Source organism: Thioclava sp. F28-4 (assembly GCF_002020045.1).
GTDB lineage: Bacteria > Pseudomonadota > Alphaproteobacteria > Rhodobacterales > Rhodobacteraceae > Thioclava > Thioclava sediminum.
The window spans coordinates 1-2365 of sequence record NZ_MPZQ01000040.1 but is presented as its reverse complement, the minus strand read 5'-3'; the positions used below and the strand labels follow the sequence as shown (position 1 = coordinate 2365).

Below are 2365 nucleotides of genomic sequence, written 5' to 3'. Positions count from 1 at the left end.
ACCGATCTCCGAAGGTCTTCCTCTCCGCCATCGCCCTAGCGGCTCTCGTCATCTACTGGTTATGAATCCTGACCCTAAGCGTTTGAGAGACGCTTCATTGGCTTTGGCAATGTAGGCTGGGGTATTATCAATGCGGCGGTCCGCAAGCGGACCATCGCGCACAATGCCGAATTTGGTTGCGAGTGTGATTTGGTCTCGGTGGCGAGCGAGAAAGCTGTTGAGCAGTTCCTCGTTGTGGCCAAGACCATAAGTATCAGCAGTGTCGAAAAATGTTATACCTTTTTCGAGCGCATGCTCCAACGTCGCGAGCGATTGAGCTTTGTCGGAGGGCCCATAGAACTCGGACATTCCCATGCAGCCCAATCCAATAGCAGAAACGGCGCCCAGCCTGGCACCAAGATTGCGGAATTTCATAGCGGTGACCTTTCTTTATACTTTCAAGCTAATGCGCCAGCCCAACCACTGGTCGGATTGGCGCATTGTTCCCTAGAACGGGGCGTCGATATCAACCACTGAGATCAGCTTGTGGTTGACGAACTCCTTGATGCCGAGCCCGACCAGTTCGCGGCCGTAGCCCGAACGCCCGATGCCACCGAAAGGAAGGTCCGCCTTCGCCATGGTCGGGTGATTGACAAAGACCATGCCCGTAGAAATCTGTTTCGCAATCTCCGTGCCATGCTTCGGATCGGCCGTGAACACCGACCCGCCCAACCCGAATGGTGAATCGTTGGCAATGCGTACGGCGTCCGCCTCGTCCTTCGCGCGAAAAAGCATCGAAACCGGACCGAAAAACTCCCAATACCGAGCGGGGTTGTCTTCTGAAATATCGGTTAGGATGGTCGGCTGAACGAAAGCACCCGAATTGGGAACGCGCGGCCCGACTTCGGTTGCTGTGGCTCCGCAGGATACCGCCTGACGTATTTTGTCTTTGATCTCTTCTGCGGCGGCCTCGGAAGACAGGGGGGCCAAGGTTGTGGTTGGGTCCAGCGGATCACCAGCATTCAGCTTGGCGACACCCGCAGTGTAGCCTTCAAGAAACTGATCATAGACATCATCGACAATGATCATGCGCTTTGAAGACACACAGACCTGACCACCATTCCAGTGTCGGCCAAAGACTGCCCATTTTATGGTTTTCTCCATTTCCGCATCGGCCAACACCACAAAAGCATCCGCACCGCCAAGCTCAAGCGTCGATTTTTTCAAAGCCTTGCCAGCCTGCGAGGCGATGACCGAGCCAGCCCCTTCCGATCCGGTCAGCGCAACGCCATGAACGCGGGGATCGCCAATGATGGTTTCGATCTGAGACCGTGTTGCATAGAGGTTCTTGAACGCACCCTGAGGCAAACCAGCATCCAGCATCAGCTTTTCGAATGCGGCGGCGGCCTGCGGAACATTGGAGGCGTGTTTGAGCAACATGGTATTGCCTGCGGACAGCTGTGGTGCAGCGATACGGACCACCTGATAGAATGGGAAGTTCCAGGGCTCGATCGCGAGCAAGACCCCAAGCGGCTCCGCAGAAAGGACGGCGTCACCTTCATTGGGGTCGGCCACTGGCAGCTTTTCGGGAGCCAATAGCGCCTCGGCATTGTTTGCGTAATAGTCAAAGATGTCCGCTGACAGAGCAACTTCTGCTTTGGCTTCGGGCACAAGTTTGCCCATCTCAACAGTCAACAGATTGGCGAAAATATCGACATCACGCCGCAATATTTCAGCGGCATTGCGCATCACACGCGCGCGTTCTTCAAAGCTGGTTTCCTTCCACGATAGAAATGCAGCATGAGCAGTTTCAATCGCTTGATGAACTTCCGCGTCGGTTGCATCTGGAAAGGTTTCCAGAAGAGTACCAGTGTATGGATTTCGTGTTTCATAGGCCATGGTAGAACCCTTTTTGTTAGATCTGCTCACGGGAGGCAGAGGTTTCAGGACCGGCCATTGTCCAGTCCTGGATTGGTAAGTGTACGTTCCTGCGATCACTCATGTGGGAGAACAGGGTAATCGATGTATCCCTCGGCCCCGCCGCCATATGCGGTCGCGCCGTCAAGTGCGTTGAGGGGTGCGTTCTGCTGTAGCCGGGCCACCAGGTCCGGGTTGGCAATATAGGGACGACCAAAGGCGACTAGATCGGCGGCGTCACTGCGGCGCGCCGCAATTGCAAGGTCTCTGTCATAGCCATTGTTGGCGATGTAGATCCCGTTGAAACGCTGCTGATCCGCACCCCAGAGCTCTACCGCCCTTAGGCAGAGTTTCCCGGCTTTGCTCAGGGTGACGGGCTGGTGACGCCCCCTGATTTCGTCAGCGTGATCGGAGCCTTGTTCCCGATCGCGCCGTGTGGCCGTTCCTCATTGTAGTATCTACGCCAAGC

The 2365-nt window shown here is 55.6% G+C and carries 3 protein-coding genes and 1 pseudogene; all 4 read right to left on the bottom strand.

Translation table 11 applies throughout. From position 1 onward, the window contains the following. Window positions 1–48 precede the first annotated feature (48 nt). Window positions 49–414 carry an aldo/keto reductase gene (locus BMI87_RS21740; protein ID WP_246832773.1) on the bottom strand — a complete coding sequence of 122 codons (366 nt, stop codon included), beginning with the start codon at window positions 412–414 and terminating at the stop codon, window positions 49–51. A gap of 72 nt (window positions 415–486) precedes the next feature. Then, window positions 487–1878 carry an NAD-dependent succinate-semialdehyde dehydrogenase gene (locus BMI87_RS21735; RefSeq protein WP_078523534.1) on the bottom strand — a complete coding sequence of 464 codons (1392 nt, stop codon included), beginning with the start codon at window positions 1876–1878 and terminating at the stop codon, window positions 487–489. A gap of 95 nt (window positions 1879–1973) precedes the next feature. Continuing rightward, window positions 1974–2204 (bottom strand): annotated as a pseudogene (locus tag BMI87_RS21730) (alkene reductase); the annotation flags it as partial. A 56-nt stretch (window positions 2205–2260) separates the two neighbouring features. Further along, window positions 2261–2365, bottom strand: a 105-nt coding sequence (locus BMI87_RS22420) for an integrase core domain-containing protein (RefSeq protein ID WP_146681604.1), incomplete at its 5' end; no start/stop codon positions are given.

Excerpts from the sequence above, each read along its gene's own strand:
- BMI87_RS21735 (WP_078523534.1), bottom strand. The coding sequence starts at position 1,878 with ATGGCCTATGAAACACGAAATCCATACACTGGTACTCTTCTGGAAACC.
- BMI87_RS21740 (WP_246832773.1), bottom strand. The coding sequence starts at position 414 with ATGAAATTCCGCAATCTTGGTGCCAGGCTGGGCGCCGTTTCTGCTATT.